This window comes from Streptomyces sp. Qhu_M48 (assembly GCF_051305195.1).
Classification (GTDB): Bacteria; Actinomycetota; Actinomycetes; order Streptomycetales; family Streptomycetaceae; genus Streptomyces.
The window spans coordinates 91,124-115,019 of sequence record NZ_CP195433.1 but is presented as its reverse complement, the minus strand read 5'-3'; the positions used below and the strand labels follow the sequence as shown (position 1 = coordinate 115,019).

General features: G+C 69.1%; 23 protein-coding genes. 13 read left to right on the top strand and 10 right to left on the bottom strand.

Going from position 1 to position 23,896, the window contains the following annotated elements:
• The first annotated feature begins 322 nt into the window (after positions 1–322).
• Both ACRRSS_RS36880 and ACRRSS_RS36875 read left to right on the top strand, forming a co-directional pair.
• Positions 323–1,507, top strand: coding sequence for a threonine synthase (locus ACRRSS_RS36880; protein WP_435975599.1), 1,185 nt, complete (start codon positions 323–325; stop codon positions 1,505–1,507).
• On the top strand, positions 1,504–2,178 hold the full coding sequence (locus ACRRSS_RS36875; RefSeq protein WP_435975598.1) for a helix-turn-helix transcriptional regulator: 675 nt from the start codon (positions 1,504–1,506) through the stop codon (positions 2,176–2,178). Before ACRRSS_RS36880 ends, ACRRSS_RS36875 begins: the two co-directional genes overlap by 4 nt.
• A gap of 180 nt (positions 2,179–2,358) precedes the next feature.
• Here ACRRSS_RS36875 and ACRRSS_RS36870 read toward each other — a convergent pair whose 3' ends face one another.
• Positions 2,359–2,862 carry an N-acetyltransferase gene (locus ACRRSS_RS36870; protein WP_435975597.1) on the bottom strand — a complete coding sequence of 168 codons (504 nt, stop codon included), beginning with the start codon at positions 2,860–2,862 and terminating at the stop codon, positions 2,359–2,361.
• Between the two features lie 776 nt (positions 2,863–3,638).
• On the opposite strand from ACRRSS_RS36870, the gene ACRRSS_RS36865 reads away from it, so the two are divergent.
• Together ACRRSS_RS36865 and ACRRSS_RS36860 are read left to right on the top strand one after the other, a co-directional pair.
• Positions 3,639–4,349, top strand: a complete 711-nt coding sequence (locus tag ACRRSS_RS36865) for a tectonin domain-containing protein (protein WP_435975596.1) — start codon at positions 3,639–3,641, stop codon at positions 4,347–4,349.
• A 203-nt stretch (positions 4,350–4,552) separates the two neighbouring features.
• A protein-coding gene (locus tag ACRRSS_RS36860) for an IS5 family transposase (protein WP_435975671.1) occupies positions 4,553–5,313 on the top strand; the annotation gives its coding sequence in 2 pieces (ribosomal slippage) (positions 4,553–4,853 and positions 4,853–5,313; 762 coding nt in all).
• A gap of 61 nt (positions 5,314–5,374) precedes the next feature.
• On the opposite strand, the gene ACRRSS_RS36855 is transcribed toward ACRRSS_RS36860, so the two are convergent.
• The gene (locus ACRRSS_RS36855) at positions 5,375–5,911 is read right to left on the bottom strand and encodes a DUF6233 domain-containing protein (protein ID WP_435975595.1); all 537 of its coding nucleotides are present in this window, start codon (positions 5,909–5,911) and stop codon (positions 5,375–5,377) included.
• Positions 5,912–6,287: 376 nt separating this feature from the next.
• On the opposite strand from ACRRSS_RS36855, the gene ACRRSS_RS36850 reads away from it, so the two are divergent.
• Together ACRRSS_RS36850 and ACRRSS_RS36845 are read left to right on the top strand one after the other, a co-directional pair.
• Positions 6,288–6,572, top strand: coding sequence for a hypothetical protein (locus tag ACRRSS_RS36850; RefSeq protein WP_435975594.1), 285 nt, complete (start codon positions 6,288–6,290; stop codon positions 6,570–6,572).
• A gap of 340 nt (positions 6,573–6,912) precedes the next feature.
• On the top strand, positions 6,913–7,635 hold the full coding sequence (locus ACRRSS_RS36845) for a hypothetical protein (protein WP_435975593.1): 723 nt from the start codon (positions 6,913–6,915) through the stop codon (positions 7,633–7,635).
• Positions 7,636–7,800: 165 nt separating this feature from the next.
• Here ACRRSS_RS36845 and ACRRSS_RS36840 read toward each other — a convergent pair whose 3' ends face one another.
• The 5 genes from ACRRSS_RS36840 to ACRRSS_RS36820 all read right to left on the bottom strand — a co-directional run bounded on the left by ACRRSS_RS36840 (position 7,801) and on the right by ACRRSS_RS36820 (position 13,063).
• Positions 7,801–8,247: a hypothetical protein gene (locus ACRRSS_RS36840; RefSeq protein WP_435975592.1), complete on the bottom strand. Its 447-nt coding sequence runs from the start codon at positions 8,245–8,247 to the stop codon at positions 7,801–7,803.
• Between the two features lie 1,585 nt (positions 8,248–9,832).
• On the bottom strand, positions 9,833–10,591 hold the full coding sequence (locus tag ACRRSS_RS36835; protein WP_435972219.1) for an AAA family ATPase: 759 nt from the start codon (positions 10,589–10,591) through the stop codon (positions 9,833–9,835).
• The gene (locus tag ACRRSS_RS36830) at positions 10,588–11,826 is read right to left on the bottom strand and encodes a Mu transposase C-terminal domain-containing protein (protein WP_435972218.1); all 1,239 of its coding nucleotides are present in this window, start codon (positions 11,824–11,826) and stop codon (positions 10,588–10,590) included. The genes ACRRSS_RS36835 and ACRRSS_RS36830 overlap by 4 nt, the downstream gene beginning before the upstream one ends.
• On the bottom strand, positions 11,816–12,313 hold the full coding sequence (locus ACRRSS_RS36825) for a hypothetical protein (protein WP_435972217.1): 498 nt from the start codon (positions 12,311–12,313) through the stop codon (positions 11,816–11,818). Before ACRRSS_RS36825 ends, ACRRSS_RS36830 begins: the two co-directional genes overlap by 11 nt.
• 48 nt (positions 12,314–12,361) lie before the next feature.
• The gene (locus ACRRSS_RS36820) at positions 12,362–13,063 is read right to left on the bottom strand and encodes an AAA family ATPase (RefSeq protein WP_435972216.1); all 702 of its coding nucleotides are present in this window, start codon (positions 13,061–13,063) and stop codon (positions 12,362–12,364) included.
• Between the two features lie 1,489 nt (positions 13,064–14,552).
• Here ACRRSS_RS36820 and ACRRSS_RS36815 point away from each other — a divergent pair.
• Entirely contained in the window at positions 14,553–15,128 is a 576-nt protein-coding gene (locus ACRRSS_RS36815) for a hypothetical protein (protein WP_435972215.1), read from the top strand.
• A gap of 1,213 nt (positions 15,129–16,341) precedes the next feature.
• On the opposite strand, the gene ACRRSS_RS36810 is transcribed toward ACRRSS_RS36815, so the two are convergent.
• The 3 genes from ACRRSS_RS36810 to ACRRSS_RS36800 all read right to left on the bottom strand — a co-directional run bounded on the left by ACRRSS_RS36810 (position 16,342) and on the right by ACRRSS_RS36800 (position 19,222).
• Positions 16,342–16,806, bottom strand: a complete 465-nt coding sequence (locus tag ACRRSS_RS36810) for a hypothetical protein (protein WP_435972214.1) — start codon at positions 16,804–16,806, stop codon at positions 16,342–16,344.
• Positions 16,807–17,483: 677 nt separating this feature from the next.
• Complete coding sequence (locus tag ACRRSS_RS36805) at positions 17,484–18,134, bottom strand: response regulator (protein ID WP_435972213.1); 651 nt, start codon at positions 18,132–18,134, stop codon at positions 17,484–17,486.
• Entirely contained in the window at positions 18,131–19,222 is a 1,092-nt protein-coding gene (locus ACRRSS_RS36800) for a sensor histidine kinase (RefSeq protein ID WP_435975670.1), read from the bottom strand. The genes ACRRSS_RS36805 and ACRRSS_RS36800 overlap by 4 nt, the downstream gene beginning before the upstream one ends.
• 180 nt (positions 19,223–19,402) lie before the next feature.
• Here ACRRSS_RS36800 and ACRRSS_RS36795 point away from each other — a divergent pair, with 180 nt between their 5' ends.
• The 6 genes from ACRRSS_RS36795 to ACRRSS_RS36770 all read left to right on the top strand — a co-directional run bounded on the left by ACRRSS_RS36795 (position 19,403) and on the right by ACRRSS_RS36770 (position 23,425).
• Positions 19,403–20,143, top strand: a complete 741-nt coding sequence (locus tag ACRRSS_RS36795) for a class I SAM-dependent methyltransferase (protein WP_435975591.1) — start codon at positions 19,403–19,405, stop codon at positions 20,141–20,143.
• Positions 20,140–20,865: a DedA family protein gene (locus ACRRSS_RS36790; protein ID WP_435975590.1), complete on the top strand. Its 726-nt coding sequence runs from the start codon at positions 20,140–20,142 to the stop codon at positions 20,863–20,865. The genes ACRRSS_RS36795 and ACRRSS_RS36790 overlap by 4 nt, the downstream gene beginning before the upstream one ends.
• A 140-nt stretch (positions 20,866–21,005) precedes the next feature.
• Positions 21,006–21,236, top strand: a complete 231-nt coding sequence (locus ACRRSS_RS36785) for a DUF6479 family protein (RefSeq protein WP_435975589.1) — start codon at positions 21,006–21,008, stop codon at positions 21,234–21,236.
• Between the two features lie 188 nt (positions 21,237–21,424).
• Positions 21,425–22,081: a HemK2/MTQ2 family protein methyltransferase gene (locus ACRRSS_RS36780; protein WP_435975669.1), complete on the top strand. Its 657-nt coding sequence runs from the start codon at positions 21,425–21,427 to the stop codon at positions 22,079–22,081.
• Complete coding sequence (locus ACRRSS_RS36775; protein WP_435975588.1) at positions 22,065–22,325, top strand: CDGSH iron-sulfur domain-containing protein; 261 nt, start codon at positions 22,065–22,067, stop codon at positions 22,323–22,325. Before ACRRSS_RS36780 ends, ACRRSS_RS36775 begins: the two co-directional genes overlap by 17 nt.
• Positions 22,322–23,425, top strand: coding sequence for an iron-containing redox enzyme family protein (locus ACRRSS_RS36770; protein WP_435975587.1), 1,104 nt, complete (start codon positions 22,322–22,324; stop codon positions 23,423–23,425). Before ACRRSS_RS36775 ends, ACRRSS_RS36770 begins: the two co-directional genes overlap by 4 nt.
• Positions 23,426–23,896: the final 471 nt, after the last annotated feature.

The following is a 23,896-nucleotide window of genomic DNA, read 5'->3' as shown; positions in this document are numbered from 1 at the left end:
CGCGTTCAGAGCGGCATTGAACGGATAGGGCTCAGCGGCAGCGAGCACGGCGGGAAGAGCCGAGTGCGGCCTCGAACCACGCGGCAGCCGTCCGCGCCACTGCCACCCCTCTCAGTGCCGCTCCACGGCGGCCTCGTGGGCCACTCCTCCAACGCCCTGCCCTGCCCGGGATGCCGGGCGGTCGGCAGCCCCGCACAACCCTTAGACACACTGTGTAAATCTGGATGACGCGTCTAATGTGGAGCGGGTCAGGGTGTGCCTGTCGGTCCGCGGGACCCGGCGACACGCGAACACGTCGAGCGAGGAGAAGGCGGAACAGCCCATGAACGCCGGACAGCACTCAGACATCACCGCCCCTCACCTCTACGACCGGTCCGGAAAGCGCTACAGCCTGGACGACCCCCGCTGGCGAGGCGAGGACGGCAGCCCTCTCGCCGTGAGCGCACTGCCGGGCCTGCGTCCCGACCAGATCGACGTCGCGGAGCGGTCCTTGTGGCGCTACCACGCGGCCCTTCCGGTCCCGGCCGCCCGGCGGGTGAGCCTCGGCGAAGGGTGTACGCCCATGGTGCCGATGGACTGGGGCGGCCGACGCGTCCACTTCAAGCTGGAGTGGTTCAACCCGACCTCCAGCTTCAAGGACCGGGGCGTATCGGTGATGATGTCCCACCTCGCTGCGCACGGCGCCGACCGCGTACTCGAGGACAGTTCCGGCAACGGCGGTTCCGCGGTGGCCGCCTACGCCGCCGCCGCCGGCATCCGAGCCAAGATCATCGTTCCCGCCGCCACATCGGCGGCCAAGATCCTCCAGGCCCGCGCCTACGGAGCCGAGATCGAGCTCGTGGACGGCACCCGCGAAGAGGTCTCCGACGATGCGATCCGGCAGTCCGAGCAGATCCCCTACGCCAGCCACAACTGGCACCCCATGTTCATCCAGGGCACCAAGACCATCGCCTACGAGATGTGGGAGTCCCTCGACTTCACCGCACCCGACAACGTGGTCCTCGTCGCCGGAGCCGGCAGCAGCATCATCGGATGCGACCTCGCGTTCGGCGAACTGCTCGAAGCCGGTCAGATCGAGAAACGCCCCCGCCTGTTCATCGGACAGCCCGAGCACTGGGCGACCATCGCCGACACGTTCAACGGCGTCGACCCGGCCGGCCGCGGCCAGCGGATGCCGACGATCGCCGAGGGCGCGTCCATCGCCCACCCGGTCCGGCTGCCCGAGGCGGTGGAGGCCATCCGCCGCTCCGACGGCGCCGCCTACGCCGTCCCCGAAGCGGAGATCCACACCTCGGTCCGCGCCCTGAGCGCCCGGGGCCTGTACGCCGAACCGACCAGCAGCGTCGCCGCGGCGACCCTCGACCACTTCATCGCGACCGGAGAGATCGCCCCGGACGAGACGACCGTGGTCGTGCTCACCGGCGCGGGGCTGAAGTCCGCCGAGAAGATGGCCGCGGTGTTCGCCGGGCACGGTAACGGCACTCAGGAATCGAGCAGCACGCGATGACACACCCCACCGGCCGACAAGATGACAGCCCCACAGACCAGCCCGCGGCACCGGATGACGAGCACCTCGTACGGGAAGTCGAGCGCATCGCTGTCGCCGTCGGGCGCATGTTCCCAGGCCTGTGCGAGGTCGTCCTGCACGATCTGCGCCGACCCGACAGCGCCATCCGCGCGATCGAGAACAACCTGTCCGGACGGCAGATCGGCGACTCCGCCACCGAGCTGGGCCTGCGCCGCATAGCGGACCCCGACTACCCCGGCGTCATCCAGAACTACAGCAACCGGTTCCCCGACGGACGCCCGGCCAAGAGCACCTCGATCGGCATCAAGAACGCCGAGGGCCGCTACGTCGCCGCCCTGTGCCTGAACCTGGACGTCAGCACGCTGTCCCCACTGGCCATGGCCCTCGCCGGCCTCGTCGCCACCGATGCCGCACACCCAGGTGAGACCCTGGAGACACTGCGCGACCGCACCGGACGCGAACTCCGCTCGGCCATCGACTCCTTCGCGGCGCAGTACTCCAGCACCCCGCGCGCCCTCAACCGCGATCAGAAACGCGAGCTGGTACGGCAGCTGCACCGCGAGGGCTTCTTCGAGACCCGGAGCTCCGCACAACTCATCGCCGACCAGCTCGGCGTCTCCCGGGCGACCGTCTACAACTACACGAAGTAGCCACCCGATGAACGACCTCAGAACCGGCCGCGATCTGGCCCGGGAACAGCTCCCCAGCCTGCGGGGACCGCGGCGAGGGGTCGGTGATCGAACGACTGAGGTGGCGGGAGAGCCTGGCCCCCCCCGATCAAGACACCCGTTCGATCGACAGCCTTCGAGATCGGTACGGGCGACAACCACTTACGCGTCCGGATGCTCCGGCAGGGCGAGCCAGTCCGACCAGGAGATCTCGCGGCCGAGGAAGCGCGGCTGCTCGAACGGCCAGTCGGCGGCGATCCACTGCGGCACCAGCGCGTCGAGGGCCTGCTCGACCTTGCTGCCCACCAGCTCGTCCACCACCCACCAGGAGATCTCGCCGTCCGCGCCGGCCCTCCCCGGTGGGTCGATGTAGACACAGCCGAGCAGAGCTGCCTCCGCCGCGTCGAACAGCGCGTAGTTGAAGGACTGGTGTGCGGCGATCTCCTTCTCGTGCCGCAACAGGTCGGCCTGGTCGGCCTCGTAGGTCATGGTGGCCGCGGGCCAGCCCCAGGCCGGGCCGAAGATGGTCCACAGCCGCTCGCGCGAACCCATCACCGCCGGATAGTCGAGCGGGGTGTCCGCCTCCCGGATCGGCCGCAGGTGATGGCCACCGCCCGGCAGCGGTACCAGGACGGGGTGGACGAAGTCATCGGGAAGCCAGCGCATAGCGCCCGACCGTAGCAGCGCGTGGCCGTCCGCTCCCCTGGATTTTCCCCGCATACCGCCAGCCCTGTCTCATGTCGGGCAGGGCCCGCGATCACCCGATCGAGGTCCCGTTCGATCGTCAGACTCGATGATCGGTACGGCAACGGCTTCTCATACCGCTGCTGTCAGATGCGATGTGTCAGCACTGCAGAGTGGGTGTGTCAGAACTCAGCAGATCCTGCACACGTGACTCCCACGCCTCTCGTGGTCCGGGTGTGGTGTCACAGGCCAGGCGCGGTCGCTGTCGAGCCACCGGATGGCGGGCACGATCCCGACCTCGCCCGCAACATCGACCAGTTGCTTGTGGTGGTGCGATACGAGCGACCGGTGTAGTACTGCGGGCCGACCGGGCCACTGGTCCGGGCTTTGCCCCCTGGTCGGACCACAGCACCCTGCGGCCCCGAGCCCGCCCTCGTGCTGGCATCGGGGCCGCCTCAATGCCCGCAGCCCTTCGTGCGCGGGCCGCGCGGCCCGCGCAGGTCTCCGCCAAACTGCCCGCCCGGACCATCTGGCAGATACACGGGTCGGAGACCTTGTCGATCCCCCCGGGGCAGGACAGCGCTTCTGGTCGAAAGGACGCCGGCCAGGCCGCTCCCCTCGATACACCACGGGCCGGGTGGAGCTTAAACCCTTATTTATTGGCTTGTTTGATAGCGAGACAAGCGTTCAGCCACTTTATTACCTCATCCGACCGCGCAGGATGGCCACAACAGCGTTTCGTGGAAAGGTTTTTCAGCATGGCGGATTGGGTGAAGATCGCAGGCAGTCTCTCGGCCATCTCGGCGGGGTCCAGGACGACCGTATGGGGCGCGAACGCGGCGAACGCGATCTACCGGTACACCAACTACGACGGCAGTCCGTGGATCAACATCCCGGGGTCGCTGAGCGATATCGGCGCGGCGTCGGACGGCACCGTGTGGGGGGTCAACAGCGGCAACCAGATCTACCGGTACACCGGGGACCAGGGCACGACGAACTGGGTGGGCATCAACGGGAGCCTGGTCCGCATCGACGCGGGCTCCCGGACGAACGTGTGGGGCGTGGACTCGGCCGGCGGCATCTACCGGTACACGAACCATGACGCCAACCCGTGGATCAACATCCCGGGGTCGCTGAGCGATATCGGCGCGGCGGCCGACGGCACCGTGTGGGGGGTCAACAGCGGCAACCGCGTCTACCGGTACACCGGGGACCAGGACCCCTCGGATCCGTGGGCGGACGTCCCCGGCAGCCTGAAGCGGATCGCGGTGGGCTCCCGGACGAACGTGTGGGGCGTCGACCCCGCCGGCAGTATCTACCGGTACACCAACAACGACGCCAGCGGCACCAACCCCTGGGTCAAGATCCCCGGCTCCGCCGCCGACATCGCCGCCGGCGCTGACGGCACCGCGTGGCACATCACCAGCAGCGGCGACATCTATCGATACACCGGCGACCAGCCGAGCTGACCCCCCTACCCACCTGCGGGCCCGGCCGGGACCGGCCGGGCCCGCAGGACGAACCTCCAAGCCGAAGACAGGACGCATCTACTAAGAGGTCCTAACAGAAGCTGTTGATCATGTGACTGTCGGCTTGGTTGGTCGTTGGTCCGTTCGTGGCGAAGAGAAACTCCCGACCGTGGCTCGTCTCGGACGAACTGTGGTCGCTGGTCATGCCGTTGCTGCCAGCCCCGGCGCCGAAACTGGTGGCAGGGCGGCCGCGGGTTCATGACCGGCAGGCTCTGTGCGGGATCCTGTTCGTGCTCCACACCGGCATCCAGTGGGAGTACCTGCCCCAGGAACTCGGCTTCGGCTCCGGCATGACGTGCTGGCGACGGCTTGCCGCCTGGAACGAGGCCGGCGTGTGGGACCAGCTGCACCTCGTCCTCCTCAAGAAGCTGCGGTCCGCCAAGCAACTCGACTGGTCTCGGGCGGTGATCGACTCCAGCCATGTCCGGGCCGCTCGACGCGGCCCAAAAGCGGGCCCAGCCCGGTCGACCGAGCACGGCCGGGCAGTAAGCACCACGTCCTTGTCGACGGGCAAGGCATCCCGCTCGCCGTGTCGCTGACCGGCGGAAACCGTAACGACATCACCCAGCTGATGCCCCTGCTCGCCAAGGTTCCCTCAGTCGCGGGCCTGGTCGGCCGTCCCAGGCGACGACCGGACACACTGCTGGCCGACCGGGGCTACGACCACGACAAATACCGCCGTCTCGTCTGGGCTCAGGGCGTCAAACCCGTGATCGCCCGCCGCGGCGTCCCGCATGGATCCGGCCTCGGCGTCCACCGCTGGGTCGTCGAGCGGACTATCGCCTGGCTGCACGGCTTTCGCCGCCTACGCGTCCGATGGGAACGACGCGACGACATCCACGAAGCCTTCCTCGGCCTCGCCACCTGCCTCATCACCCACCGACACGTCCAGCGCCTTTGTTAGGACCTCTAATTGGGCGAGAACGATCTTGAACGGCTCACCACGGCGCTTACCACCACACTCATCAAGCCCGGCTTCTACTCGTCTGAGTCGAAGCCGGCCTTGAAGCCCAGTACGGGGTCGAGTTCGGCGGCCGTTCCGCACAGGAGCAGAGCCGGACGCCGGGCCGTTCGGCGGCGGCGAGCGCCTGGTCGAGCGAGAGCCCCGGTGCGTTCGGCGGTGCGTCGGCGCAGTCGACGGTGTGCACGACGGCGTGGACCGGTCCGCGTCGCCCGCCGAGCTGCTGGAGCACCCACCCCGACGGGCGGCGCGGACCCAGCAGCCGCTCCACGACCGAAGGCGGCTCCAGCCGCTCCGTGGGCACGTTCTCGTACGACACCCCGGCCACGGGCTTCAGATGGTCCTGCGGGCGGAGCCACATCCGGTACTCCGCCAGCTCCACCCCGCCGTCCTCGACGTTCCGGTAGACGGGGATCGAGACCAGGTAGACCCACCCGTCCGGGAGCTGGCGCCGCGCGTGCAGACGCCCGACGACCTCCTGCTCGCCGTCGGGCAGCAGCACCCGGATCGGCACCGGCTCGAACTCAGGCGACGTCGTCACGGACCCAGCGTAGAAGCCGAAGCAGAGGGTGTGACGTGCATCACTCCGCGTAGCAAAAGGCCGCTACCCCCAAATAACTACGTCGTAAGAACCTCGCCGGTCTCGTCCCCGTAGCAGTGCCTCAGGCCGCATTCAATACCTCAGCCCCGGGTGTTTCCCCAGGTCAGATATTGAATGCGGCCTTCTCCATGCCCATCGTGACCAGAGCTTGCGCAGCTTGGTCCTGCGGCCGTCACTATGCCTCCCAGCCGCCCGAGCACGGTCGGCTCGACGGCCCGTGGGACCAGCACGCGACGCAAGCACCACCGGACTGCTCACCTACCGCCCACGCCGAACTCCGGCGCCCGAGACAGCACTCGAAGGGATCCACCCAGCCATGGCCATCCACCAGCACAACCCCGCTTCCGTACCCGACCCCGCGCAGCAGCCGGCCGTCCCGCCCGTCCCCCCGCAGCAGCCCGCCGCCGACCCCAAGCCCTGGACCACGGGCCAGATCATTCACGGGGCCCTGACCGTCGTCCTGCTCCTGGCCATCGCCAGCCTGATCCTCCTTCAGGTCCCCAGGCTCGTTCCGGTCGCGGACGCCCTCGGCTCCCTCATCGGGGGTCTCGGAGCAACCGCCATCGGGGCCCTCACGCTCCGCTCGGCCCGCCGCCGGTGACCCGCCTCCGGCCCCGCGTCCGGGTGCGCGGGGCCGGACGCGGGAAGCCGCCCCAGAGACCGGCCCCCGGCGCCCCGCAGCAGCTCCACGGGCCGCGCCTCACCGGCCTCCCCGCCCAGCGCCCGCTACGAGGCGCCGTGACGGCGCCGCAGAGCGCCCCACAGGACCACGCGTTCACCCGCAGGAGTGACGTCCGCCCTCGCGTACACGGGCGCGGCACAAGCGGTGCAACCCCAACCGCCCTGGAAAGCAGGCCTATTGACACAAAACGGGATCATCCGTCATGTTTCCGGCGCGGCCCGGTGCCGGGCCGCGCCCACCGAGAGACCGGAGGACCGTCATGACCGAGACCACGACCACCGCCACGAGCGGGAAGCCGCCGGCGGACTACGGGCCGCAGCAGTTCCCCGACCGGATCGGGTTCGAGTTGTGGAGGTTCGAGCGCGCCCTGGCCAAGGGGCTCATCCCCGCCGCCGACGTCGGCGGCCGACGCTGGTCGGCGACCGTGGTCGAGGACGTCGCCGCCCGCGCCGACGACATCCGCACCGCGACCGGCACCCTTCCCGACATGGGCGCCACCCGCGCCGCCGAACTCCTCCAGGAGCGCTTCGGTGTCCCCGTCGACCCCGACACCCTTCGCGAGCTCCACCGCACCGGCCACATCACCCGGACCGGCACCTACAAGGGACATCCCCTCCTCGACGGCCACGCCCTGGAGCACTTCACCGACCAGGCCACGCTCGACCGCGCCCGCCACGACGGCCGGATCCTGAACCGCGTCGCCGCCGCCCGCCACCTCGACATCCGAGACGTCGACTTCGCCCACCTGGTCAAGGCCCGACGCCTCCACCCGGCCCTGCACGCCCACAGCCAGTGGCAGCCCCCCAGCTGGGCACCCGACGCGCCCCTCTACCACCTCGGCGACCTCGACACCCTCCTCACCGACCCCGCCTACGACTGGACCACCATCCGCGCCACCCCGAAAGGCCGGCCCTCCGCCCTCGCCCGCCTCCCCCGCCTCCAACACGGCACCGGCGGTGCGGGTCCGGACGCAGGTCTCTAGGGTCGCTGACAACCCACGCCGAAATGGCGTGCGCGGGCGAGGCCCGGCACCCAGAGCACTCTGGGCCGAGTACTGCCGGGCCGCCCCAACCCTCCTGTCACCCGCGCGGCGGGGTGCATCCCGCAGGCGAGAGCGTGCGCAGGAACCCGTGCCAACAGAAGGCACTCAGGTAGGTGTCTCAACAGCCCATCTCGTCCCCGCGAAACCGTTGTTAGGCATGAGCTGAACCGTGTTGTGACCGGGGCGGCCATCGAGAAGGCGCGCTCCATCCGCCACCCCGAGACAAGTGAAAACGACCGAGTTGTCCGGCCCGGGCGAACGCAACCACTTGGTGCCCGTGAACGGCTCGCCGGTGTGCCGCACGAGTTGCACGGTTCCGGTATGCGTATTCCCGTCGAGGTAGCGGTCTTCGTTCATCGCCTCAAGGGCGTCGAAGAAGTTGGTGAGATCCAGATCCCGCAGGTTGAGGAAAGTGAACTGACCGGCACCTAGAGAACTCATCTCCCAACGCGTACCGGGCTCATCCCTGTTTCCCAGGCGTGTCTTACCGGATTGATAGTCACCAACGAGGTACTTGCTGGCGGCCTTGCAGAAGAGATGCACCATGACCATGACGGGGCTCCGTTCCGTTTGCGTAAGGCTGGCCCTCTGTATCACCCGCGCGACTCACGCGCCCCATATATCTAGGCTCGCCCGAATTCCCCAGCCGTGCAACTTACTCGTCAGAAATGCCACGAGCCGGTGGACGCCGAAGAGACCGGGCACGGCGACACCCACCTGATCCGCTCAGAGACCTCGTCGATGACACAGGAAGGCCTCAACGAAGGGGTAACCGTCCCTTCGCCCTCCGGCGCATCCAACCCCGCTCGAGTGCGCCAGCCATACCCCAGCAAAGCCGCTGCGGCAGACGAACTTGGCGGTAGACCACGGGCCGTCGACAAACGCGCCGGTCCTGTCGACCCGGAGCGGCACAGCAGACACCCCCGAGCCGACCAAGAGGCACTGCGATCAGCCCCCAGCAGGTTGGGGCAAACCCGAATCACCGCACCGGCCTCCGCGCCCGACCCGCAAAGCCAGCCCACACGCTCCGAGCAGCCCACACCCTGAGCCACCAAACGGACATGACCTCACGTCACCTCACCTGCAGACCTCCAGCCCCAGAAAGGGCCCCACACGCAGCCACGCGCGCTGCGCACCAGCAGAGTCATGGGCCATCTTTGCGTCCCCGCACAGCCAAACGGTGCCGGCAACCTTAGACATATCGGTGACAGCGGCAGGGCGTATTTACTAAGACAGAAAACCCCTCGCGCAAGCCAGGAGCTGTTCAGAATTCCGGCAAACCCGACGACGTCCATAAAATCGAGGCGCGAGAATGGTAACAGCAATTCCTGAATCTATTCAGGAATTGCTGACATGATGAAACCCGAAAACAAGGCGACCGATCCCCCTAGCCAGCCGCCTTTCTGGAAATCGCGGAGCGAATTCCAGCGGTTGGATCGCGGAGCGATCCAACCAGGCGTCACGGAGTGACGCCCCATCAACTGCACTGCGGAGCAGGGCAGTTGAACCGCCGCGTAGCGGCGGCGCGTCGCGTCTGCGGAGCAGACCGCGCGCATGCGCGCGGTCTGCTCCGCAGACGCGACGCGCCGCCGCTACGCGGCGGTTCAACTGCTCTGCTCCGCAGAGCAGTTGATGGGACGTCACTCCGTGACGTCCTGTCGGATCGCTCCGCGATTCGACAGGTTGGCCCGCTCCGCGGTCCAGCCCGCTGGAATTCGCTCCGCGAATTCCAGAAAGGCGGCTGGCTGCGGCATGGGGGTCGCTTGATTTTCGGCTTTCCCTCATCGCATCACCTGAATAAATTCATATTTCGCGAGGAAATGCAATTCCCTCGCAGGATATTCCCTATTGCCCGGTTGGAATTCTCAATAGCTTGCGTTTGACGGGATGTGAGTCTTTTTTAGCAGATGTGCCCTGCCGCTGTCACCGATACGTCTGAAGCAGCCGGCACCGCTTGGCTGTGTGCGCAGAGACGGCCCATGACTCTGCTGATGCGCGGCGCGGGGCTGCGGTCGGGCCTCTTCTGGGGCTGCAGGCCCTCTGGGGTGAGCTGACGTGAGCTCATGTCCGCCTCGTAGCCGAGGGTCTGGGCTGTCGGAGCGTGTCGGGCGTGGAGGCGGGTGCGGCGGATCCGTGTCTATCCCAGTCGGCTGAAGGCCCATCGCAGTACCTCTTGGTCGGCTCGGGGGCGTCCGGTTCGCGTGAGTGCTCGGTGGGTGTGCTTGGTGAGGCGGGCCCAGTTGCGGAAGTTGCCGTGGGCGGCGTGCTGGTCTGCGTAGGCGATGGTGTCGGGGTCGGCGTTGGTCCAGATGGGGTGGTAGAGCGGGATGACGTCGAGGACTTCTGCGGGGGTGAGGTGGGTGAAGTGCTGCCAGATGAAGATGCGGGAGGACAGCATGGGTTCTTTTCGCAGGGTGGCGTGGCAGCCTTCTCCGCCGACGAAAATGACGGCGAGTTGGGTGCGGGGATCATCCCAGAGGTAGCGGATGTATTCCAGCTGGTCGCTGGAGAGCCACTGCGCTTCGTCGAAGACAATCGTGAGTGGCCGAGTAGCGAGCGCGATTTTCAGGAGGTTGTCGAATTCGCCGGTGTAGCGCGGAGGTTGGCCGGGGAGTTCGAGTGCGGTGAACAGTTCGTGGCGTACGGCGCGGGTGGTGGGGCGGGCGTGGAAGGTGATGCGTCGGATGTCTTCCTCGGGTTCGAGTTCACGCAGACAGCTGGTGACCGCGACGGTTTTACCGAAGCCGGCGCCGCCGTGGACGCACATCATCGCGCGGGCCTCGATCGTGTCGGCGATGTTCTCCCGGGCGGTGAGCAGTGCGCGGGTGGTGACGAGGCGGGCTTCGGGGAGGTGGACGTACTGGTCGGTGGGTGGGGGTGGAAGGTGGCTGGTCACGGGGTGTCCTCGTGGGGTTCTCGTCCGGGTGGGTTGGCGGGCCGGGTGTGGGCTTTGAGGGCGTCGGAGGTCGCCCAGGCGGCTGGTGGTGGCATGGGCGGGATGAGGTCTGGCAGTGCCAGGGCGGCCAGATCGGTGTGGTGGTGCCGGCCGAGTTCGCGGGCGGCCTCGGCGGCGGTGATGGTGTCATGGCGGCGTGCTTCGGTCGCCTCGGTGGCAGGAGCGAACCTGGTGCGACGTAGTTGCTCGGCTGCTTTGGCCTCGGCACGCAGGCGGTGGGCGCGCTGGGCGCGGGTGCGGCGCAGTGCGTGGAGCTGCTCGGGTGTGGCGTGGTCGGCAAGGTGGGCGGTGCCGAGGTGGTGGCCGTGGGGTGTGCAGACTTCGATCTCGTGGTGGTGATGGGGCATGAAGCGCACAGTGATCTCGCGGCCGGCCTGGCCGGTCATCCAATCGGCGATGTAGTCGCGGTTGTTGAAACGGACACCGTGGCTGGTGATGGTGCGTGTGCGGCTGTCGGCTTCGAGCGTGAACGACCACACGTCGGAGGGTGGGATGTCTGTGAGCGGGGTCGGATCGGCCTGCCAGGTCTGGAGCGGGGTGTTGCCGTTCAGGGCTGTGGGGCGGTGTTCGGTGTTCCACCACGTCACCCACGCGAGGAGCTGCTCGGTGAACGCCTGGAACGACAGAGGCGGTGCGGGCAGGCGTCGGTCGGGGCCGCGGTGTGGCTGTGTGGGGGTGTAGCCGGGCAGAGCGGCGAACAGCATCCGTGTCGCGCAGCGGTTGAGGTTCTCAACGGTGCCTTTGAGGTGGGGGCTGTAGGGCGGCAGGGTGGTGACGGTGGTGCCCAGGGCGCCGAAGGCGGCGGTGACGGTGTGGGAGAGAAAGTCTTTGCCGCGGTCGATGCGTACCTGTTCGGGCCGGCCTCCGAAGGGTCCGTACGGTTCGGTGCGCAGGACGGCGGAGCGCAGGGCGGCCAGGATCGAGGCGCGGGTGGGGTAGCCGGGGGTGATGGCGAGGCCGGTGATGGCCTTGGTCGCGCAGTCGATGAACCATGTGACGTGGGGGCGGACCAGGACGCCGTCGGCTTCGACACGTAGCGGGGCTTGGACGTGGTCGGTCTCCCAGACGTGGTTGCGCCAGGTACGGGAACGTTTACCGAACACGTCCAGGGCTCGTGCGGCTTGTGGGCCCTTGCGGTAGCCGGCCCGCTCCCCTGCGGTGAGATCACGACGCACCGCGCGCAGGAACGTCGACAGCGACGGGAGTGGGTCCAGGAGCGGGACAGCCTTGTGGGGCGCGCCGCTGGGGAATGGGCTTACTGGATGGTGGCGGGGTGGAGGTGGGGGTGGTGCGTTCTGGATGTGTCGGCGGGGTGGTGGCTGCTCGGGCGCGGGCGGCGAGATCACGGTGGACCGCGGAGGCGTTGCCGTGCCAGTACGCCAGCAGCACCCGGATCTGGGGGGTGATCTCGAACCGGTCGGTAGGGCGTGCGCCTGGTCGTTGGGCGGTGGCGGGTGTGGTGGTGGCGTCCGCGAGCCATCGCCATACGGTGCGTTCCGACACGTCGAGGCACTGGGCCGCGGTGCGGACGTGAGCGCGGGTGAGGCGGCGCTCGGTGCGCAGCACGAGGAGACGGCGTACGGCCGGGGCGCGCAGAGCGGTCAGCGAGATGGTGTCGAGGACGGGAGCGGTCGGGGTGGTGTCAGGGAGGTCTGCGTCCATCTGGGTCCTTTACCACTCCCTCGGTGGGGGTGCGGTTGGTGGTCGCGGTCAGGGGTGGGGGCTGAGGCGGGAGCAGGCGGCGGTGAGCAGCTCTCGGTCCGCGGTGTGATGGGGGTGGCGGGCCAGGGCGGCGTATGTGTGGGAGGTGATCTTCGCCCAGGTGCGGAAGTTCCCTCGCGCGTGTGTCCCGTCGGTGTGGAGCAGATCGGTGTGGGTGGCGGAGTGCCACAGGGGGTGGAACAGGCGCAGTGTGGTGGGGATCTGGGTGGGTTCGAGGCGTGGGGTGTGGTGCCAGGTCAGTACCCGGGAGGCCAGCGCTGGGGCGCGGGCGAGGGTGCGTTCGGCGCCGGTCCCGCACAGCAGGAGGGATGTCTGAGTGGCGGGTGCGTCCATGAGGAGGCGTAGGTAGTCCAGCTCGGGTGCGGCGATCCGCTGGACGTCGTCGATCAGCAGTACGCCGGGGTCTTTGAGGGCATCTGTCAGGACTCGGTCGGCGAGGTCGGCCCGGTGTGCCAGTGACTGGGCGGGGAAGCCGAACGCGGTGAGGAGCGCGGCACGCAGCTGCGGCAGGGCGGGCTTGACCGCGACGAGCGCGCGGTGCACTGGAATACGGCGGGGTAGCAGGCGCAGGGCCTCGTCGACCGCGATTGTCTTGCCGTGCCCGGGATCCCGGTAGATGCAGATGATGCCGCGGGCGGCGATCGTGTGGGTGACGGCTTCGGTCACTCCGCCCAGCTGCCGGGTTGGCACCACATGCGCGCCTGGTGTGTACAGGCGTGCGCCGGCCATGGGCGCAGAGGGCGGTGTTGGGGTGGGCGTGGAGGATGGGCCGGCCACGTCGGCGGGTTCGGGGATGGCCGATGGACGGGCACGGCCGGTTACAGGGGTAGTGCCCGGCAACGCCAGTTCTGCCAGTGCTTGGTCGTAGCGCTCCGGGGTCTTCCGTGCGTGGGACGGGCTGAGTACCTGAAGGACTCGGCCCGCCCGGAGATCGGCGCGTACGGCGCGGTGCATCGTTGCCAGCGAGGGGAGCGTGGCGGGTCGGGTGACCATGGTGGTGTGGGTGGTTAGTTGACGGTGCAGTTCGGAGACGTTGCCGCCGAGTTCCTCGAGGCGGGTCCATAACGCCTCGTCCAGCGTGAAGGCATTGTGCCGGTGGGCCGGGGAGTCCCGGGCCTGGCGGGCGGTGGCCAGCCAGCGCCATACCGTTCGTACTGACACATCCACAGCTTCGGCAGCAATATGGATATGGACCGAGGCCAGGGTTCCCGCCTCGTCCAACGCGAGGAGGCGGTGGACCACGGCCCGACGGGCCAGGCGCCGCTCCTGCGACCGAGAGCCGAGTCCCCACATGTCGGCAGTGGGTGGTCGCGACATCGTAGTGCCTGCGTCCGGGTCGTTGGCCGGTGTAGCGGTCATAGATTCCAGGACACCGTGGCTGTTGGGCGAGGAACACCGGAATGGGCATCCTCATGTCAGCCGACTGTCTGGTGTGCTCCGTCCCTTGTGTGGGCCACGACAGCCATCTGGTCACCCCATGACAGCCAAGATCCCTGCGTCAGAATCACGAGGCAGGCAGCTCATGAGGCCTTCAAGGTAGCCGGGGGTCAGTGCCACCCAACCCGCTGACACCACACCACCCACTCACAGCTGGAATTCGCTCCGCGATTTCCAGAAAACCCACCTGCCGGTCAACAGCGGCGCCGAGGACATGGTGCGCCTGGTCGCACCGACCGACCCTGACGAACAGGAAGGAGTCCGGCTCCTGGACCTGCCGGCATGGCTGGAACAGCGCATCGCAACCCTGCCCGTCGGAGCCGGCTAAGCACTGCTGGCGCCCCGAGCAAACACAGGGCCACGCCCGGACAGCGCAAGCGGAGCCAATGTCAGCCGTGATGCCACCGGCCGGTCCAAGTGAACTGCGCCCGTTGACTCCCTACATCCTCGTCTGCGGCACGGTCGGGCGCCGCCGTTGACCCGTCGCGCGCCATGCGGACAGGGCGCCAAGCGCCTGAAGGTGCCCGCAGCCGCCTTCCGGCGGGCCCGGCACACCGGCTCCTGATCCCGGCCCCGGACGCGTCGTCCTGCCCGTGGTCCCGGGCCACCGTGGAGGCGCTGGACGCCGACGCCACCCGGGCCGTCGCAGCATTGGGGCGTGGTGATCCTGCTGCGCGGCTTGCCCCGCTGGATGTCGCAGGAGGCCAGGGATGTTGTCGGTGGCGGCCGGTACGTTGCGACCATGGGTGTCTATCTGGTGAGCGTCACCGCGCAGGACTGGTCACAGCCCGGGGAGGACGGGTACGGGGACGTCGCCGCCGCGTTGAACACCGAGCTGAAGCGGCGCGGGCTGCCCCCTTACGAGCTGCAGGCCGCAGGGGAGGCGCCGGGCTGGTTCGAGGAAAAGGTCAGCCCGTCCATGGACGGCTTCGTGGCGCTGTGCAGGACGCGGCTGACCGATGCGGAGCTGTCGGCACTCCTCGACTGGAGCGTGCTCATGCCCTTCGCACTGGAGGAGGAGATCGTCCTTCCTGTCGGCACCGCGTACTCCGGCGAAGAGACCGTGGTCGCCGGGGCCCCGCAGGTGCTCGCCCTGGCCGAGCGTCTCGCCCGCGTCGTCGAACTGCCCGTGGACGCGATACCGACGGACGAGAACCTCACACTCAGCATGTGGTTCCTGGAGGGCGGGGTGGAACGAACCGCCCGGGCGCGGCCGGGACCGTGGGCAGAGGACCGGGACGCGGCCTTCTACGTGGCTCTCTACCTGCGCGCCGCGCAGTACTCCATGCGATACGGCTGTCCCATGACCTACTCCTGAGCCATCACGTCGGCCGACGATCGAGGGTCGAGGGTCGTGCCCTAGACATCTGCTTTTTGCGGACCGGTCTGCTCAAGGTGGCCGACCCGAGGTTCTTCGCCCCCCGGGCCGACTCACCGGGCCTTCATACGCCCCCATCGTCCGATCTTCCAAGCACACACGGCGCACAGAGAACCCGCATCATCCGCTTGCCAGGTGCTGTGGTGCCGCCACGAGCCCCCGTGCAGCTCCGCGGGGGTCGCCGTACGAAGCCTCTTCCAAGACCGTCAGAAGGAGCTGGAATTCGGCGTCGCCCAGCGCGTGGGTCACCCTGCCGAGCTGCACGGGGCACCGGCTCACGAGAGACGCGGCGAACCGCAGCACGGCCGCCTTGGCTCCTGGAGGCCCCCTGGGACCACGTCGGGGTCTTCAGGAGGTGGCCGACGCCGTCCCAGTCGACCGCCGGATACCGGGCGGAGAAGTCGATCACCGGATGGTCGACCGCGGCCGCCAGTTCCTGGTCATGGATGAGACGCCGCAGCCAGTAACCGTCGCTGTGAGCCCCCAGTAACTTCGTCGCGGCCCGCATCGGCTCATTCACCACCCCCTCCAGCAAACTCTCAGCAAGCTCCTCCTCCGTCGCGCTGTCACTGACCACAGTCATCGGCATCTCCATTCGTCATGAACGCGAACACGCCGGACAATGCGAAGTCATGGACCGGTGGTACTAACCGCGTCTTTCCGGCCGTCGCCGAGTCGACGTCCTGCCGTGCCCATCACCACGACGCCGAGTCAAGTCCTCGCCGCTGCGATTGTCTCTCCCTCGACGGGTCAGCGGCGAGGGCCGAGGGCAAGCTAGAGAGGGAGTCCCGAGACGAGCGCGTTCGGGTGGTGTACATCCCGACCGTCATAGCGTCATCGGCACGACCATCTGTCCGCCGGTGCCGAGCAGAGCGACGCATGCGGTTGCCCACCAGGCTGCGACTGCCGCGGCTGAACCGAGTCCACCGAACGCGGCAGGCCCCGGCGAGCACCAGGCCGGATCCCGCTGCCGCCCGGGAGCTCCGGCACGAACCGGCCGAGGACCACTTCGGTGGCAATCGGCCCAAGTTCCCTGGCACCGAACAGACTGAACGACGCCTGCGGCAGGAGCCGTCCGCCGCAGACGGCACCACACCGGTGAAGACAGACGAGGCCTGGCAGTTAAAAGTCCGCGACGCCCGTCAGTCTGAGTTCAGGCCCCGCCTGTTTGCTGATCTGGTCGAGCGCTGCCGGGGTCGACTGTCGTGGTGGCGATCTGTGCGAGGGCGTCCTGGAGCCGGCGGACGGCATCTTCCGCCTCTATGTACTCCTCGGGAGTCACAAGGACCGTGCCGAAGGTGCCGCCCTGGTCAGCCGGCAGGGCGCGCCAGCGCGGAACCGGTTCGAGTGCGTGGAGGGCGCCGGAGAGGAACCAGGCCATGCGGCCGTGCGTGCGTGCGAGGGCGATGGCCAGGACGGCGAGGGTTTCCCGCAGGTGTGCGAGCCGGTCGATCCGCGGCAGCGCCTCTTGGGTGTCTGCCGGGCGGATGACGTCACGCAGGCCGGTCTCGGCCTCAAGGGCGAGTGCGCGGTCGCCCGGCTCGAGCTTCCACACCTGGTCCTGGATCTGCTGCTCAGCTTCCTCGGCCAGCACCGCGACGATCCTTCGCATGTCCATACGGACCACTCTATGGAACGGATCCCACCGCTCGATACCGCCGTTGTCCGAACGCCCCGGACTCGAGCGGACCGGGGAGCAGCGCGGGCGGGTACGGGGCGCCGGCCCCACGCCGGGCACCGCCCGGACGAGCGTCGACCAGGACCACGGGCACCACCAGGACGTGGCCGATGCACCGCCGGGCCGGGCCGTGGAGGGTCCCTCACAGACTCACAGCCTGCCCGCCCACCAGGCAGAACAGTCTGTGAGTCGTACAGGGGTGGCGTGTCGTGTCGGCCGGGGTTGGTCAGTCGGCCGGCTCGATGGGGGGTGGGGCCGGGTGTTTTCATACCGCCAGGTGATGGCGTGTTCGACCTGGGAGATGGTGAGCCCGGTCTTCTGCGCGAGTTGTTGGGTGCTCAGGCTCGAAGCACGATAGTTGTCACAGGGGCAGGTCTGTCGTCACCGGCGAAGCTGAGGGGCGTTGTCGTCTGCTGAGCCGAGACACGCTAGTTGGAACCTGGCCAAGATTCTTGGAACCGAAGGTCAAGGCGGAAGCCGCGCGGCTCGAACGACGAGGTCGACGCTTCGGGTCGGTCCCAGGTCGAGTACGCGCTGGTCACCGCTGCCGGGTGGTTCCAACTACCGCGTCCCGGCACACGTCTGCGACCGGTCGCTGAGTCGAGTGCCGGGGTGTGTCAGCGTGTGAGGCCGGCGTCGCGGGCCAGGAGTGCGGCTTGTACGCGGTTGGTGACGTTCAGGGCGGTCAGGATGCGGCTGACGTGTGCTTTGACGGTACTTTCGCGCATGCCGAGTGTGTGGGCGATGTCGGCGTTGGTGTCGCCCTCGGCGAGCAGGGCCAGGACGTCCTTCTCGCGGGGGGTGAGGGGCTCGACGCGCTTTCGTGCGGTGGTGGCCTGTGGGCGGTTGGTGTGGTGGTAGCGGTCGATGAGGCGGCGGGCGGCGCTGGGGTGGAGCATGGCGGAGCCGGTGGCGACGAGATGGACGGCGCGCAGGATTTCGGCAGGGTCGGTGTCCTTGAGCAGGAAGCCGTCGGCTCCTGCGGCGAGGGCGTTGTAGACGTATTCGTCGAGGTCGAAGGTGGTCAGCGTGATGACTTTCGGCGGGTGGGGCAGGGCGCGCAGGCGTGTGATGGCGGTGATGCCGTCCATGCGGGGCATGCGGACGTCGACCAGGGCGACGTCGATGTGGTGGGCGGTGGCCTGCTCGATGGCGCCCAGGCCGTCGGCGGCCTGGGCGACGACTTCGATGTCGTCGTCGCCCTCGAGGAGGTCGGTCAGACCGAGGCGTACGAGGGCGTCGTCGTCGACGACCATGGCGCGGATCATGTGCGGGAGCCGTTCTGTTCGGTGGTGGGGTGGGGGATGCGGGCGGCCAGTCGCCAGGTCCCGGCGCCGCCGGGGCCGGCGTTGAGGTGGCCGCCGAGTGCTTCGACGCGCTCGCGCAGGCCCACCAGGCCGAACCCGGAGGGCACCGGCGGAGCGCCGGGGGCGCCAGGAGGGTTGGTGACCTCGATCAGGGTGGCGGGCGGGCCGTAGTCGACACGGATACGGACGGGGGCGTCGGGGGCGTGCTTGCGGGCGTTGGTCAGGGCTTCCTGCACCAGCCGGGAGACGGCGAGCCGGTGCGCCGCGGGGGCCTGTTCCTGCGTGCCCTCGATGGCGGTTTCGATGTGCTGCCCAGCGGTCCGCGCCTGCTCGATCACCTCTTCGACACTGCGTAGAACCGGTGCGGGCCGGGCGGGGGAGAAGGGGCGGGTGGGGGCGCTGCGCAGGGCGCCCAGGATGTCGCGTAGGTCGTTCAGAGCGTCGGTGGAGGCGGTCCGCAGGAGGGTGAGGCGTTCGGTGACCTGGGCGGGCAGGGGGTCTTTTCTAGTGGCCAGGACACCGGTGTGCAGGGCGATCAGGCTGAGGCGGTGGGCGAGCACGTCGTGCATCTCCGCGGCGATCGCGGACCGTTCTGCGGCACGGGCGGCTTGCTCGCGCAGTTCCCGCTCGATGCGCAAGTGCTCGATCTGCGCGGCCAGGGCCTCGACCAGGCGGCGGCGGCTTCCCGCCCACATGCCGAGGGCCACCGCCAGCGCCAGCAGAAGGGCAGGTCCGTAGGAACGGGTGGCCAGCAGGCTCAGCGCGGGTTGCGCCAGCGCGTTGGTGATCAGTGCGATAGCGGCGCCGGTGACAGCCAGCCAGGTCCGGCCTCGCGAGGCGAGATGGAACAGCGCGACCAGTAGCGGCAGTACCGGGCCCCACAGCCCTGCCGCGGCGACTGTCACAGCGGTCACCGCCAGGGGCCAGCGCCGCCGACCGGCCAGCGAAAGGCCCGCGACCGCCGCAGCGGCAACCGACAGCTCTCCCAAACCCTGACCGGAGGCGATGACGGCGTCCCGCATCGACGAGGCGGTCACCAGGAGGACCATCACCACATCGGCCCACGTTGGCCACCGCATCACGCTGCTCTTGTTCACCCCGCCAACCCTAGGCAGCCGAGCTCGGTCCGCCAGCCGCCGACCAGTCACCATCACCCCCTACTTTCGTAGGGGAAGTGCTTCGCACAAGGGCGGATTCGCAGGGGGCAGGCGGTTCGTAGCGTCGAAGGCATGGACGACTGGACTACCTCACACGACCGTGTCCTCGCGCAGCGCAACGCCGAGGGCTGGATGTTCCTCATCGAAGCAGCCCGCGACCTGCGCACCACCGGCGCCATCGCCCCCAGCAGCAAGGCCCTGGCCCGCCTGCTCACCGACCCGGTGGACGAGCACGGCGCACGGCCCCTGAACGTCCTTGAGGTGGGCGCGGGAACCGGCTCGGTCACCCGCACCCTCATCCGCCGGCTCTCTCCGGGCAGCCGACTGGACATCGTCGAGGCCAACCCCCGCTTCGCCGCTCAGCTGCGCCGCCTCGTCCGCTCCCACCCGCATCTGGCCGGTGAACGTGAGCGGGTCCAGGTCCACCACACCCTTGTCGAACACCTCGACACCGGCCGCCCCTACGACGTGATCGTCTCCGGCCTGCCCTTCACCAACCTCACCCCCGCGCAGGTCGAGACGGTCATGGACCGGTACCTGGAGCTGCTGCAGCCCGGCGGCACGCTCACCTACTTCGCCTACCGCGGCACCCGATACGCCCGCACCCTGACCGCCTCCCCCGCCGAAGCCCGCCGCCACCGCGCCGTCGAAGACGTCCTGGCGGGCTACCAGCGCCGGTACGCCACCGGCTGCTGGAGCGTGTGGGGCAACCTGCCCCCGGCCAAGGTCTGGCAGCTGTGTCGACCTGCCCATCCGGCCACCTCCACGGTCCCGGCGGTTCCGTCGGCCACCACGGTCGGTGCGAGCCGGTGAACACGCTGACCACTCTGATCAGCCAGGTTCCCGCACCCACCGCCTACGCAATCGTGGCCGCTGCGGTGCTCGCCGAGTCCGTGCTGCTGATCGGCGCATTCGTCCCCACTCTGACCCTGCTGCTGACTGCCGGTGCGCTGGCCCGCGCCGGCGAGCTGAACCTCATCCTGGTCATCGCCACCGCCTCGTGCTCGGTCGTGGCCGGTGACGCTTTCGGCCACCGCACCGGGCACCTGCTGGGCGGCCGCCTGCGCACCGGCCGCTTCGGCCGTCGCATCCCCGACGGCGCATGGCAGCGCGCCGATACCCTCATGGCACGACGCGGCGGCCAGGCCGTTCTCCTCACCCGGTTCGTACCCGTCGTACGCACCCTGGCCCCGCACCTGGCGGGCGCCACCCGGATGCCCTACCGCCGCATCGCCCCCTACAGCCTGCTCGCCGCACCCCTGTGGGCCGGCGCGGAAGCCGGCGCCGGATACGCCGCGGCCACATCCGTCCAGCACACCATCGCCCTCGGCGGCCCCGCACTCGCCATCACCGCCGGTCTGACTGCCGCCACGATCCTGACCGCGGCCAAGATCCGCCGCCGCAGGCGAACCCGCACCGCCGACCCCGACATCGGATCGGCCGCTGCGCACGCCTGGCGGCCGACCCCCGTTCGTCGTCGGTGTCGGCTGCGTGGACGATCTGGGCGATGGGTCGCAGAGCGGGGTAGTCGGTGAGTCGGTGGACGCGCAGGATCGGTCGAGGGTGCCCAGGGTGTCGGAGGCGGGGACGGCCGGCACTCCCGTCACGTTCAGGTCTATACCGGGTGCGCATGTCCTTCGGCCGTGAACGGGACCGATCTGGGTAGACGACCAGCATGATCGCCCTCGAGAACCTTGCGGCCGAAGGCCAGGCTTCGCTTTTCCTCATCCTGGCAGGCGTAGCCGTGGCCGCTCTTCTGCTCGGTGCCTTCTGGTACGGCACCCGACGCACTGCCCGGCGCAGAGCGCCCGTCCGGCCGGGGCAGCAGCCCCCTGCGGCGCAGCGACGCGCGCAATCGTGGGAGACGCCGGAAAATGATCCGGATGGAGGAGACGCCCGCTCATGACATCGCGGGCCGCTCCGCTCTGCCGCGAGGCCATTTCGAGTGCGCCCAGAAAGTGATCGTCGAATGTCCGGATGAGCAGCCTGGCCGGGGGCAGTGGAGCGAAGCGGTCGTCGGCCGCCAGCTCGCGACCGGGTCCCTACCCATCACGGAGGTACACCGTGGCCAGTACGGCCTTGACGTCGGGAGCCCTGCCCGCCGGGCTGATCGCCCTCCCTGGCGTATACCGACCTCAGGGCGACACCCGCCTTGTGAGTGAAGCACTCGCACTGGAAACGTTGCGTCCCGGAGCGGACGTTCTGGAGATCGGCACTGGCACCGGTGCGCTGGCCCTTCAAGCGGCGCGCCTGGGGGCCAGGGTCACCGCAGTAGACGTGTCATGGCGTGCCGTGGTCACCGCTCGACTGAACGCCGCCCGGAGGCGGCTGCCCCTGCGCGTGGTGCACGGCGACTTCGCATCGGCGGTCGCGGGGAGCCGGTTCGACCTGATTGTCACCAATCCGCCCTACGTTCCGGCTCCTGGAGGGGGACTTCCCGCTCGGGGCCCCGAGCGTGCGTGGGACGCCGGCCGGAACGGACGGATCGTAATCGACCGTATCTGCACGAGAGCCCCCACCCTTTTGCGTCGGGGCGGCGTACTCCTCGTGGTGCACTCCGGCATGTGTGGAGTGCAGGAAACCCTCGGCCTGCTGGCCACCGCGGGGATGGACGCGGAGGTCACCGCCCGCGCGTTCGTTCCCTGGGGCCCCGTTCTGCGATCCCGTCGAACCTGGCTGGAGCAGCAGGGCCTGGCAGCCGCGGCAGAGGAACTCGAGGAGCTGGTGGTCATCCGTGCCCAGTACCTCTGACATCCCCGAAGTGCCGGCATCGGACAGGGGCCCGGCGCGCAGGGTGACGGTGGACCCGCAGGGCCCGATCATGGTCGAAGGCCCGGTGGAGGTCGTCCTCGCCGACGGGACCTCGGTACGTTCCGACCGGTTCACGGTCGCGATCTGCACCTGCCGCCGCAGTCGCACCTACCCGTGGTGCGACACCAGCCACCGTCCCCGTGAACGGCCCGACCGACCGAACGAGGACGGGAACTCCTCATGAGCGCACCCAGCATCAGCATCCCGGCGACCACGGCCGGGCCCCGTCTGGTCGACGGGCGCGGGGAGCTGTCCGACCGCGTCGTCGAGGCGCTGCGGACCGGAGCCGCTCCGGTGCACACCCGCCGGGCGGTCCGGGAGGCAGACCCGTGGGGTGAGGACCTGCACCTGGCGCTCTACCTGCTCTACGAGCTGCACTACCGCGGGTTCGAGGCGGTGGCCGACGAGCGGGAGTGGGACCCCGAACTGCTGCGACCGCGCCAGGCCATGGAGGAGCGCTTCCTGCAGACTCTGCGCTGCGAGCTGGCCGACGCACCCCGGACCGTCGAGGAGGCGTTCGCACCGCCCCTGGTCGAGCCCGTGGAACTCTCCGACAGCCTCAGCCACCGCCTGGAGAAGGACGGAGAGCTGTGGCAACTGCGCGAGTACGCCGCTCTGCGCTCCCTCTACCACCTCAAGGAAGCCGATCCCCACGCCTGGGTCATTCCCCGCCTCACCGGCCGGGCCAAGGCCGCGATGGCCGCCATCGAGTACGACGAGTTCGGTGCGGGCCGGTCCGAGAACATGCACGCCCAGCTCTTCGCGAACCTCATGGTCGACCTCGGCCTCGACCCCGCTTACGGCCACTACCTCCCGCAGGCGCCCGCGCCTCTTCTCGCCACCGTCAACCTGATGTCGCTCTTCGGGCTCCACCGTGCGCTGCGCGGGGCGCTCGTCGGCCACTTCGCCTGCGTCGAGGTGACCTCCTCCCCCGGCTCCCGTCGCCTCGCCGAAGCGATGCGGCGCTGTGGGGCGGGACCGGCCGCGGAGCACTTCTACGCCGAACACGTGGAGGCCGACGCCGTCCACGAGCAGGTGGTGCGCCACGAGGTCATCGGCGGCCTCCTCGCCGACGAACCCGAACTCGAGGCCGACATCGCCTTCGGCTGCGCGGCCACCGTCCTGCTGGAAGACCGCCTCGGCGACCACATCTCCGCGGCCTGGGCAGCAGGCGGCAGTGCTCTACGCGCTCCGCAACCCGACCCTCGACAGGACACGGTGTCCCCTTCCCCAGCTAGATTCCGGCGGAGCCGTCGGCCACTTCTCCGGCCTCAGGGGGACTAGCCGGCGGCTGATCGGAGGGCAGCAGACCCCGCGACTCGTCAGGGGTGACAGGCTCTGGGTCACCAAGGGGCTGGCCGACATCGGCCGGCCAACTGGGACGGAAGCCTTCGACGGAGTCTGTGAAGTCGGTCCGCAGATACCGCGGGTCGGACGGCTTCAGCCGGATCTGTTGGCGGGTGCGCATTCGACGTCGAGGAAGACCAGGAGGTCGGCTTCTGCCCGGCGGGCTCGGGCCGCACCGACGTCACGGGCGGCGGCCAAGGGGCAGACGCCCGTCTGTCGACGGGAGGCCGGCGAACTTGCGGGGGCGGATCCCTCCCGGCCACGAGAGCCTGGCTTGTGTCGTCGACCAGGGACACGATGACGTACTGGTCGCAGGTCCGCTCGCCGCGCGCGAGGCCGTCCTGCTGGAGGAGGAGGGGGCGGCGCCCCGACGCGAGGGTGATGACCGCGGTGCGCACGCGGACCGAC

What these genes read in the sequence shown, in the direction of transcription:
- ACRRSS_RS36880 (WP_435975599.1), top strand. Translation starts at nt 323, where the DNA reads ATGAACGCCGGACAGCACTCAGACATCACCGCCCCTCACCTCTACGAC.
- ACRRSS_RS36875 (WP_435975598.1), top strand. Translation starts at nt 1,504, where the DNA reads ATGACACACCCCACCGGCCGACAAGATGACAGCCCCACAGACCAGCCC.
- ACRRSS_RS36870 (WP_435975597.1), bottom strand. Translation starts at nt 2,862, where the DNA reads ATGCGCTGGCTTCCCGATGACTTCGTCCACCCCGTCCTGGTACCGCTG.
- ACRRSS_RS36865 (WP_435975596.1), top strand. Translation starts at nt 3,639, where the DNA reads ATGGCGGATTGGGTGAAGATCGCAGGCAGTCTCTCGGCCATCTCGGCG.
- ACRRSS_RS36850 (WP_435975594.1), top strand. Translation starts at nt 6,288, where the DNA reads ATGGCCATCCACCAGCACAACCCCGCTTCCGTACCCGACCCCGCGCAG.
- ACRRSS_RS36845 (WP_435975593.1), top strand. Translation starts at nt 6,913, where the DNA reads ATGACCGAGACCACGACCACCGCCACGAGCGGGAAGCCGCCGGCGGAC.
- ACRRSS_RS36840 (WP_435975592.1), bottom strand. Translation starts at nt 8,247, where the DNA reads ATGGTCATGGTGCATCTCTTCTGCAAGGCCGCCAGCAAGTACCTCGTT.
- ACRRSS_RS36825 (WP_435972217.1), bottom strand. Translation starts at nt 12,313, where the DNA reads ATGGACGCAGACCTCCCTGACACCACCCCGACCGCTCCCGTCCTCGAC.
- ACRRSS_RS36815 (WP_435972215.1), top strand. Translation starts at nt 14,553, where the DNA reads ATGGGTGTCTATCTGGTGAGCGTCACCGCGCAGGACTGGTCACAGCCC.
- ACRRSS_RS36810 (WP_435972214.1), bottom strand. Translation starts at nt 16,806, where the DNA reads ATGGACATGCGAAGGATCGTCGCGGTGCTGGCCGAGGAAGCTGAGCAG.
- ACRRSS_RS36805 (WP_435972213.1), bottom strand. Translation starts at nt 18,134, where the DNA reads ATGATCCGCGCCATGGTCGTCGACGACGACGCCCTCGTACGCCTCGGT.
- ACRRSS_RS36800 (WP_435975670.1), bottom strand. Translation starts at nt 19,222, where the DNA reads ATGGTCCTCCTGGTGACCGCCTCGTCGATGCGGGACGCCGTCATCGCC.
- ACRRSS_RS36795 (WP_435975591.1), top strand. Translation starts at nt 19,403, where the DNA reads ATGGACGACTGGACTACCTCACACGACCGTGTCCTCGCGCAGCGCAAC.
- ACRRSS_RS36785 (WP_435975589.1), top strand. Translation starts at nt 21,006, where the DNA reads ATGATCGCCCTCGAGAACCTTGCGGCCGAAGGCCAGGCTTCGCTTTTC.
- ACRRSS_RS36770 (WP_435975587.1), top strand. Translation starts at nt 22,322, where the DNA reads ATGAGCGCACCCAGCATCAGCATCCCGGCGACCACGGCCGGGCCCCGT.